The sequence below is a fragment of the Ramlibacter sp. genome, from assembly GCF_041916345.1.
Classification (GTDB): Bacteria; Pseudomonadota; Gammaproteobacteria; order Burkholderiales; family Burkholderiaceae_C; genus Ramlibacter.
The window spans coordinates 1-7622 of the sequence record NZ_JAYRZR010000031.1 but is presented as its reverse complement, the minus strand read 5'-3'; the positions used below and the strand labels follow the sequence as shown (position 1 = coordinate 7622).

Below are 7622 nucleotides of genomic sequence, written 5' to 3'. Positions count from 1 at the left end.
GGCGCGGCACGGGCCGGGCCGCCCCCCCCTCCACGGGGCCGCGCGGGCGCCCCCCCCCCCGCCCCCCGCCAAGGGACTCACGCTCTCCCTCGTGGCCGACGAGCAGGTGTCGCAGGGCCTGGAGGCCGCCCGCATCCGCCAGGTGCTGCTGCCGGTGGTGGAACAGGCCCTGTCGGAATTCGACGGCCTCATGAGCAGCGCGCTCGGCCTGCCCACCGTGCAACCCGAACGCAACCCGCTGCAGCCCGACGTGTTCGCGCGTGCGCTGCACGGCCTGCTGCGCGACGCGAGCAGCCCGGCTGTCGCGGCGCATTGGGCACGCCCGCTGGCACCGGCCCTGGCGCGGGAGCTCGACAAGCTGTACCGCGAACTCACCGAGCGCCTGCGCGGCGCCAGCCTGAAGGCGGCGGGCTATCGCGTGCTACCAGTGGCCGGTGCGCGCAGCGCGCCGGCACGCACAGCGGCCGCGCCCAGGGCCGACGAGGCGACGCGTTCGCCCAGCCCCGCGCCTGGCTCAGGCGGCTCACCGGGTGCCGTGGCGCACGGACCAGCGAGCCGCGGCGAAGCGGCGGCTGGCAGCGGCCCTGCCGCGCCCGACTGGGCCGATCTCGCCCGCGCCGACCTCGCGCACCCGGTGCTGCAGGATTTCATCTACCACGGCGGGCCGCAGGTGCAGGCGCCGTTGCAGGCGGCCTACCATGCGCGTGCCGACGAAGAAGTGGCCGAGCTGGAGGCCGCCCCGATCCGCCCGGACGAAACCTGGAGCCCAGAACCCGCGCGGCTGCACCTGCACCTGCCGCCGGTGGACCGGCCGATGCGGCACGTGGGCACCGATTCGCCGCTGGAGCCCGCCGTGTGGGGCCGCTATGGTGCGCCGCGCGAGCGCTCGCTGCTGCGCGCCCGCCTCAAGCAGCGTGCCGAGCGGGTGGGCCAGGCCCTGGGCCTGGAGCTGGTGCGCAAGCTGGTCGACCAGGTGGCGAAGGACCCGCGCCTGCTCGCGCCCGTGCGCGAGGCGATCGTGGCGCTGGAGCCTTCCCTGCTGCGGCTGGCCCTGGTGGACCCGCGCTACTTCGGCGACGAGGCCAATCCGGCACGGCGCCTGGTGGAGCACGTGGCCGAGCGCAGCTTCAAGTACAACGACGAGGCCCACCCCGACTTCCGCGTCTTCGCCGAGCAGGTGGCCGAGGCCTTCAACCGTCTCAATGCGCAGCCGGTGGACGATGCGGCGCCCTTCGCCTCGGCCCTGGATGCGCTGCAGGCCACCTGGGCCGGCGAGGACAAGGCCGAGGAGGCCCGCCGCACGCAGGTGCTGGACGCGGTGCGCTTCGCCGAGGAGCGCCAGGCCGAGGCCGACCGCATTGCCTGGGACCTGAGCCAGCGCCCCGACCTCGACGGCACGCCGCCCGTGGTGCAGGACTTCCTGTTTGGCCCCTGGGCGCTGGTGCTGGCCCAGGCGCGGCTGACCGCGCCGCCCGGCCAGCTGGATCCCGGGGGCTACGCAGCGGTCATCACCGATCTGCTGTGGAGCGTCAAGCGCGAAGAGACCCTGCGCCAGCCAGCTCGCCTGTTCGAGATCCTGCCCGGCCTGCTGGACCGGCTGCGCGCCGGCCTGGCGGCGCTCGGGCAGGACGGCACCGAAGCCGCCAGCTTCTTCCAGTCGCTGGAGAAGCTGCACCGGCCGGTGATGCGGCTGCGCGCGAAGCACCGCAAGGAAGCCCGCGCCAGCCAGCCGGCCGATCTGGAGCCGGTGGCGCCCGATCCGGCGCTCGACCCCGCCGCGGCCCGCAAGCCCGAACCTCGCCCGGCCTTCTGGATGGGCCGGCGCGAGCTGCAGACCGCCGGTTACCAGGACACGCTGCCGGCCGACCGCGCCGAACTGGTGGAGCTGCACGAGCGCGCCGCCGAGCAGGCCGCCCGGGCCCGAGCTGCCGAAGCGAAGCGGGCCGTGCAACCCGTGGCCGCGGCTCGCGGCGGTGACGCGGTGCAGGCCCTCGACGAGACCGCCGCCGACACGAGCGCCGAAGCCCAGCTGGCCACACTGCGCGAAGGCTGCTGGGTGGACCTGTTCTCGCGCAACCAGTGGCTGCGCGCGCAGCTCATCTGGGCCGCGGCGCGCGGCACGCTGTTCATGTTCCAGAGCCACGGCGGCCAGCCCCATTCCATGACGCGGCGCATCTGCCTGCGGCTGATGCGCGAGCGGCTGCTGCGCCCGGTGGAGTCCCATAGTGTCGTGGCGCATGCGCTGCGGGCCACGGTGAAGGAAGCCCCGCGCGAACTGGTGGCCGCCTGAGGCGACGCCGCCCGAGCGGGCCGCCGGTCAGTCCAGCGACTTGATCCACTCCAGCACTGCCCGCGCAGCGGCGTCGGGTGTGGCGGCGGCATCGCCTTCCACGCTCACGTAGCGGCTGGCCGGATGCGGCGGGGCCTTGGCGAAGGCGTAGGCCTCACCGCGCGCGGCCAGCGGATCCTGCGCGCCGACGACCCACAGCAGGGGCACGTGCTGCTTGATGCCCGCGGCCACGCGGGGCAGGTCACCGCCCTCGCCGCCCACGTCGCCACCCAGCGCGATCACTGCTTCCACATCGCCGCTGGTCCCCGCGAAGGCCATCGCCGCGTTCGCACCCGGGCCATGGCCCGCCAGCACGATGCGCTTGAAGCCCTGGCGGCGCAGGTCGCGCACCTGCTTGTCCAGGTCGGCCCCCGCGGTGCGCGGGGCGCAGGCGGCCTGCACCTTGCGGCCGAGCGAGGGCAGCGCGCCAGGTGCCGCGCGCGAGGGCAGCATGATGAAGGCGCAGGACTTGGGATCCTGCGCCTGGGCCGGCGCCGTCAGCGCGGCGGCCTGCAAGGCCAGCAGTGCCAGGCCGCGCGCGGGCCCTGGAAGTGACCGGAAGCGTCGCATACGTGAGTCATCCTTGCGCGGATGATGCGCCGGGCCTTCACCGGCGGCACTGCGGTTTACCCGGGATGCCATCCGACGATGGCGCTACGATGCGATGCATGGCCGAAGTCGACCCTGCCCGCTGCCCGCTGTGCGGCCAACCCAACCGCTGCGCGATGGAGGCCGCCCGGGCCGCAGGCACCCCACCCGGCGCCTGCTGGTGCACGCAGGTGGACTTCAGCGCCGAACTGCTGGCCCGCGTGCCGGCCACAGCCACGGGCCGGGCCTGCATCTGTGCCGACTGCGCGCGCGCCGGCCCGGCGGCCGACCGTCCAGACGCGCCTTGAGAAGAACACCCCGTTGAGATGAGCACCGACCTCGCGTCGCTGCAGCAGCGCCACGGTCCGCGCTATCGCTGGCTGCTGTTGCTGTCGGTGATGGTGGGCACCATGGCCTCGATCATGTCGTCCACGGTGGTCAACGTGGCCATCCCGGACCTCAGCCACCACTTCAGCCTGAGCCAGGCCCGCGCGCAGTGGGTGTCGTCGGGCTTCATGGTGGCGATGACGGTGTCCATGCTCACCACGCCCTGGCTGCTGGCGCGCTACGGCTATCGGCGCACGGTCGTCGGCACGATGGTGCTGCTGATGGCGGACGGCCTGGCTGGGGGCTTCGCGGTGCACTTTCCGCTGGTGCTGGCCGCGCGCGTGGCCGAGGGCCTGGCCGCCGGCGTGGCGCAGCCCATCCCCGCCATCATCATGCTGCGCGCGTTCCAGCCGCATGAGCAGGGTCGCGCCAGCGGCCTGTTCGGCATGGGGGTGGTGCTGGCGCCGGCGCTGGGGCCTTCGATCGGCGGCGTGCTGGTCGACGCCTTCGGCTGGCGCTCGATCTTCTTCATGGTGGTGCCGCTGTGCGTGCTGGCGATCGCGCTGGCCTACCGTTTCGTGCCCACCACGGCCCCGGGCGGCCAGCAGGCCGACCGCGGGGTCGCGCTCGACTGGCGCGGGCTGCTGGCCGGCGGCGCCGGCGTGCTGTGCCTGCTGAACGGCCTGGTGGAGCTGCGCGGCGGCCACGCGCCGCTGGCACTGGCCACGCTGGCGGCGGCGGCCGTGCTGCTGGCCGGCACGGTGGCCTGGCTGCAGCGCGCGCCCGCGCGCGGCGTGGCACCGCTGCTGGACCTCGCCCTGTTCACGCACCGCACGTACGCGCTGGGCAGCGTCGTCGCCTTCATCTATGGCATCGCCCTGTTCGGCTCCACCTACCTGCTGCCGGTGTACATGCAGCTCGCGCTGGAGCTGCCCGCGGCGCACGCAGGCACGGTGCTGCTGCCCTCGGGCCTGGTGCTGGCGGTGGTGATCGGCATCGCCGGTCGGCTGAATGACCGCGTGCCCACCTACCGCATGGTGAGCGCGGGCCTGGCCCTGCTGGCCGCGTCGTTCGCGCTCATGCCCACCATCGGCCCTGGCGGGCTGGCCCTGCTCACCGCGTGGACGATCCTCGGCCGCGTGGGGCTGGGGCTGATCCTACCTTCGCTGAACATCGGCGCCATGCGCGGGCTGCCGCGTGAGCGGATCCCGCAGGCCGCCAGCGCCATCAACTTCCTGCGCATGCTGGGCGGCGCCGCCGGCGTGAGCCTGTGCGCGGTGGTGCTGGAGTGGCGGGTCGCCGCCCATGGCGACAGCCTGGCGCGGCCGGCCACCAGCCCCGAGCGGCTGCTGGCCTTCAACGAATCGTTCCTGCTGCTCGCGGCGGTCTGCGCGCTGGCGATGATCGCGGCCTGGCGCATGCGGGCGCCGGCCACGCAGCACGCGGCTGGCGAATAATCGCGCCATGTGCCAGCTGCTTGGGATGAACTGCAACACGCCCACGGACGTGACGTTCAGCTTCACCGGCTTCGCGCAGCGCGGCGGCCGCACCGACCATCACACCGACGGATGGGGCATCGCGTTCTTCGAGGGTGCGGGCCTGCGTCACTTCGTGGACCATCTGCCGGCCTGCGAATCCCCGGTAGCCGAGCTGATCCGCCGCTACCCGATCAAGAGCCGCAATGTCGTGGCGCACATCCGCAAGGCCACGCAGGGCGAGGTGGCGCTGGCCAACTGCCACCCGTTCGTGCGTGAGCTGTGGGGCCGCTACTGGGTGTTCGCGCACAACGGCGACCTGCAGGACCTCCAGCCCCGGTTGCACGCGGCCTTCCGACCGGTCGGCGGCACCGACAGCGAGCGCGCGTTCTGCTGGCTGCTGCAGGAGATGGCCAAGTCGCATGCCGGCGTGCCCACGGTGGAGGAACTCACGCTCACCCTGCGCGAGCTGGTGCCGGCGATCGCGCGGCACGGGCGCTTCAACTTCCTGCTGTCGAATGGCGATGCGCTGTGGGCGCATTGCTCCACGAACCTCTTCTACGTGGAGCGCCGGCACCCCTTCGCCCATGCCAAGCTGGCGGACGAGGACCTGAGTGTCGACTTCGCCCGGCACACCGCGCCCGATGACCGGGTGGCGGTGGTGGTGACCGCGCCGCTGACGGTGGACGAGGTGTGGACGCCGTTGCAGGCCGGGGAGCTGGCGGTGTTTCGGGAGGGGGTGAGGGCCTGCGGGGGAAAGCGCTGGGGTGGAGCGCCAGCGCAACCCCAGCGATGATCCCGCTACGCCGTCAGCACATCCCCCGCCGGCCCCGCCATCGCCTGCTCCAGCGCGTCTATGAACATCGCCGGCACGTCGAAGCCGGTCTGCTGCGTGATCTCCTGGAAGCAGGTCGGGCTGGTGACGTTGATCTCGGTGAGGCAGCGGCCAATCACGTCCAGCCCCACCAGCAGCAGGCCGCGCTGCGCGAGGCGCGGGCCCAGCGTCTCGGCGATCTCCAGGTCGCGCTCGGACAGCGGCTGCGCCACGCCCTTGCCGCCGGCAGCCAGGTTGCCGCGGATCTCGCTGCCCTGCGGGATCCGGGCCAGGCAATAGGGCACGGGCTTGCCGCCGATCACCAGCACGCGCTTGTCGCCAGCACTGATCTCCGGCACGTAGCGCTGCACCATGAGCGTGGTGCGGCCGTGCTGGTTGAGCGTCTCGATGATGGAGCCCAGGTTCAGCCCGTCGGGCCCGACGCGGAAGATGCCCATGCCACCCATGCCGTCGAGCGGCTTGAGGATGATGTCCGCATGCTCGGCATGGAAGCGCTTCACCTCCTCGGCCTGGCGCGTCACCAGCGTCGGGCTCACGAACTGGGGAAACTCCATGATCGCGAGCTTCTCCGGATGGTCGCGCAGCGACGCCGGCCGATTGAAGACCTTCGCGCCCTCGCGCTGCGCCTGCTCCAGCAGGTGCGTGGCGTAGAAGTACTCGCTGTCGAAGGGCGGGTCCTTGCGCATCAGCACGGCGTCGAAGCCGGCCAGCGGCCGCTCGATGCGCCGCTCTTCCTGGAACCATTCGTCCTCCGCGCCGGTGAGGCGGATCTCGCGCACCGTGCCATGCACCTGCCCGCCGGAACGCCAGCTCAGGTCGCCCGGCTCGCAGGCCGCCACGCGGTGGCCGCGGCGCTGGGCCTCGCGCATCATGGAGAACGTGGTGTCCTTGTAGGTCTTGAAGGACTCGAGGGGATCGGCGACGAAGAGGAGGTTCACCGCGCTACTGTGGCACAAAGCCGCGGCGCCTGCCGGAAGCGTGCCCGCCCGCGGCGGCTCAGATCTCGACCTTGGATCCCAGCTCGACCACCGAGTTGCTCGGCAGGTTCAGGAAGTCCGCCGCCGCGCTGGCGTTGTGGTGCATCTGCGCGAACAGCTTCTCGCGCCAGCGGGCCATGCCGTGGCCGATGGTGGGCACCACCGTGTCGCGCGACAGGAAGTAGCTGGTCGTCATGGGGTCGAGCAGGCAGCCGCGGTTGCGGATCTGCTCCAGCGCGCGCGGCACGTCCGGCTCGTTCTTGAAGCCGTAGTGCAGGGTGACCTGCCAGCAGTCGTGGCCGAGCGCCTCGATCTCCGCGCGGCGGTCCAGCCCGATCCACGGCACCTCGTGGTTGCGCACCGTCACGAACAGGTTCTGCGCATGCAGCACCTTGTTGTGCTTCAGGTTGTGCAGCAGCGCGTTGGGCACGGTGCCCGGCTCGGCGGTCAGGAACACCGCCGTGCCCTCTACGCGCGTGGGCGGGCTCACGAACACCGATTCCAGGAAGTCGCGCAGGTCGATGGCGTCGGAGCGCAGCTTCTCGCTCAGGATGGCGCGGCCCTGCTTCCAGGTCATCATCAACGTGAAGATGGCGCCGCCGATGGCCAGCGGGAACCAGCCGCCCTGCAGCAGCTTGAGCAGGTTGGAGCTGAAGAAGGCCAGGTCCACCACGAAGAACATGCCGGTGGCGCCCACGCACAGCGGCAGCGGGTACTTCCAGCCGTAGCGGATGACGAAGAAGGTGAGCACCGTGGTGATCAGCATGTCCAGCGTGACCGCGATGCCGTAGGCGGCCGCCAGGTTGCTGGAGGAGCGGAACATCACCACGGCCAGCACGATGGCGACGAACAGGCCCCAGTTGACCGCCGGCATGTAGATCTGGCCGGTGTCCTTCACGCTCGTGTGCTGCACGTTCAGGCGCGGCAGGTAGCCGAGCTGGATGACCTGCTTGGTGACGCTGAACGCGCCGGTGATGAGCGCCTGCGAGGCGATCACGGTGGCGGCGGTGGCCAGCACCACCAGCGGCAGCAGCGCCCAGTCGGGCACCATCATGAAGAAGGGGTTCTTCACCGCCGCCGGCTCGGCCAGC

7 protein-coding genes are annotated in these 7622 nt (G+C 72.1%); 4 read left to right on the top strand and 3 right to left on the bottom strand.

The window, feature by feature from the left end; translation table 11 throughout:
• A partial coding sequence (locus tag ACE3T5_RS10270; RefSeq protein WP_374667191.1) for a DUF1631 family protein occupies positions 1-2290 on the top strand: 2290 nt, incomplete at its 5' end.
• 27 nt (positions 2291-2317) lie between these two features.
• On the opposite strand, the gene ACE3T5_RS10265 is transcribed toward ACE3T5_RS10270, so the two are convergent.
• Positions 2318-2899 (bottom strand): hypothetical protein, encoded by a 582-nt coding sequence (locus ACE3T5_RS10265; RefSeq protein WP_374667189.1) that lies wholly within the window; start codon positions 2897-2899, stop codon positions 2318-2320.
• Between the two features lie 98 nt (positions 2900-2997).
• Between ACE3T5_RS10265 and ACE3T5_RS10260 the strand changes: the two genes are divergently transcribed.
• Genes ACE3T5_RS10260 through ACE3T5_RS10250 form a run of 3 tightly spaced genes read left to right on the top strand, consistent with a single transcriptional unit; the run spans position 2998 to position 5515 of the window.
• On the top strand, positions 2998-3225 hold the full coding sequence (locus tag ACE3T5_RS10260; RefSeq protein WP_374667187.1) for a cysteine-rich CWC family protein: 228 nt from the start codon (positions 2998-3000) through the stop codon (positions 3223-3225).
• Positions 3226-3243: 18 nt separating this feature from the next.
• Entirely contained in the window at positions 3244-4701 is a 1458-nt protein-coding gene (locus ACE3T5_RS10255) for an MFS transporter (RefSeq protein WP_374667185.1), read from the top strand.
• A gap of 7 nt (positions 4702-4708) precedes the next feature.
• Positions 4709-5515, top strand: coding sequence for a class II glutamine amidotransferase (locus tag ACE3T5_RS10250; RefSeq protein ID WP_374667183.1), 807 nt, complete (start codon positions 4709-4711; stop codon positions 5513-5515).
• A 5-nt stretch (positions 5516-5520) separates the two neighbouring features.
• Here ACE3T5_RS10250 and gshB read toward each other — a convergent pair whose 3' ends face one another.
• A complete protein-coding gene (gene gshB, locus ACE3T5_RS10245; protein WP_374667181.1) occupies positions 5521-6492 on the bottom strand; it encodes a glutathione synthase in 972 nt (323 codons plus the stop codon).
• Between the two features lie 58 nt (positions 6493-6550).
• A partial coding sequence (locus ACE3T5_RS10240) for a KUP/HAK/KT family potassium transporter (RefSeq protein ID WP_374667179.1) occupies positions 6551-7622 on the bottom strand: 1072 nt, incomplete at its 5' end.

What these genes read in the sequence shown, in the direction of transcription:
- ACE3T5_RS10265 (WP_374667189.1), bottom strand. Translation starts at nt 2,899, where the DNA reads ATGCGACGCTTCCGGTCACTTCCAGGGCCCGCGCGCGGCCTGGCACTG.
- ACE3T5_RS10260 (WP_374667187.1), top strand. Translation starts at nt 2,998, where the DNA reads ATGGCCGAAGTCGACCCTGCCCGCTGCCCGCTGTGCGGCCAACCCAAC.
- ACE3T5_RS10255 (WP_374667185.1), top strand. Translation starts at nt 3,244, where the DNA reads ATGAGCACCGACCTCGCGTCGCTGCAGCAGCGCCACGGTCCGCGCTAT.
- ACE3T5_RS10250 (WP_374667183.1), top strand. Translation starts at nt 4,709, where the DNA reads ATGTGCCAGCTGCTTGGGATGAACTGCAACACGCCCACGGACGTGACG.